This window comes from Ruminococcus sp. YE282 (assembly GCA_900101355.1).
In the GTDB taxonomy this organism is placed as follows: Bacteria; Bacillota; Clostridia; order Oscillospirales; family Acutalibacteraceae; genus Ruminococcoides; species Ruminococcoides bromii_A.
In genome coordinates this window covers 1-1052 of sequence record FMUV01000081.1, presented here as the reverse complement: position 1 = coordinate 1052, position 1052 = coordinate 1, and the positions used below count along the sequence as shown (strand labels likewise).

The 1052-nt window shown below is 31.6% G+C and carries 1 protein-coding gene; it reads right to left on the bottom strand.

The features are described 5' to 3' along the window. Nucleotides 1-291: 291 nt before the first annotated feature. Entirely contained in the window at nt 292-855 is a 564-nt protein-coding gene (locus BLP46_RS12760) for a GNAT family N-acetyltransferase (RefSeq protein WP_092979433.1), read from the bottom strand. Nucleotides 856-1052 lie beyond the last annotated feature (197 nt).

The following is a 1052-nucleotide window of genomic DNA, read 5'->3' as shown; positions in this document are numbered from 1 at the left end:
CATAATCATCTGCAAACTTTCGATATTCGTCTTTAGCGTTTGCAGGCATAGAGTATATTGTTGTTCCGGCAGGTATAACCCCAAAAACAGCTGTGCAACTATTTATTTGTGACATATCTAAAAAAATTTTATCTCTTTCCAAAATTCCCACCTATGTTTGGTTTATTCTTCGGCATATAAAATTCTTTGTATTCTTTCTTAAAATCAAACGCCATAATTACCTCCATAAACTTCAAATTGCGTGCTTTCAGATTCAACAAAAGTCTTAAAGTTATCTCTCCTCCAAATATCCTATTTCATAGCTTCAAACTCATTTCTTAATATTGAAAAATATAATCTTCCAACATATTCTCCGTTCATATAGAAATAGTCTCTCAATGTTCCTTCATATATAAAACCGCATTTTTCTATTACTCGTTTTGATGGTGCATTGATAGTTTTAGTACAAATTTGAACCTTGTGCAAATTCATTCTCTCGAAACCATATGCAATAACTGCTTTTGTTGCCTCTGTTGCAAAACCTTTACACTGAAAATTCGAACCAATGCAATATTCAATTTCAGCAAAATGATTCTTACTATCAACCAAAAAATATGCTATCTGTCCTATACATTCACCTGTTGCTTTTTCGACAACAGCCCAACGATAATAGTCATTCTTTTCATAGGAACCTATATACTTGTCAAGCAATCCTTTTACCTCATCTTTAGTAGAGTACACCGGTTCAGAATATAAGGCTTGTATTTTCTCGTCTGCAACCCAATATTTAAGCATTGCTTCATCATCTGTATACTCGAATCTTCGGAGTATTAATCTCTCTGTCTCTATTGTATTTGTGCCAATATGTGTAAGCATTTTTATTCCTCCATCAAATTCAAATTTCGCTCTCTATTTTACCACGCATATCTCTAATATTCAACTTATATTTTTATTGATTATTTAAGGCGTATTGCCAATTTGTAGAATCGCTAAAATCCATAAATATAACCTCCAAAATAAAAATTTTATAGAGATATTTTACCATATAGTTCCATATTACTCAAGTAAAATTT

Bases quoted from the DNA above. Each gene is read 5' to 3' on its own strand.
- BLP46_RS12760 (WP_092979433.1), bottom strand. From the start codon at position 855: ATGCTTACACATATTGGCACAAATACAATAGAGACAGAGAGATTAATA.